The organism is Xanthomonas bonasiae (genome assembly GCF_017163705.1).
Taxonomy (GTDB): domain Bacteria; phylum Pseudomonadota; class Gammaproteobacteria; order Xanthomonadales; family Xanthomonadaceae; genus Xanthomonas_A; species Xanthomonas_A bonasiae.
This window is the reverse complement of record NZ_JAFIWB010000075.1, coordinates 1-305: the sequence shown is the minus strand read 5'-3', so window position 1 is coordinate 305 and position 305 is coordinate 1. Positions and strand designations below refer to the sequence as shown.

General features: G+C 65.9%; 1 protein-coding gene. It reads left to right on the top strand.

What is annotated here, in order from left to right; all coding sequences use genetic code 11:
• The coding region (locus JR064_RS22955) for a condensation domain-containing protein (RefSeq protein WP_206231252.1) at window positions 1-305 on the top strand (305 nt) is incomplete at both ends.

The window sequence follows — 305 nt, the reverse complement described above, 5'->3', positions numbered from 1 at the left end:
CAGGTGCGCAGCCTGCATGGCTGGGAGATCTCGATCCGGCAGGTCTTCGAGACGCCGACCATCGCAGGACTGGCCGCAGCACTGGACGTACGCGGTTCGCCACTGTCGTTCGCGCAGCAGCGGCTGTGGTTCCTGTGGCGCCTGGAAGGGCCGAGCCCGACCTACAACGTCCCGCTTGGGCTGCGGTTGCACGGTGAACTGTCGATTCCGGCGCTGAGACATGCCCTACGCGATATCGTGCAACGGCACGAAGCCCTGCGCACCCGGTTTGTCGAAGTCGATGGCGAGCCGCAGCAGGTGGTGGA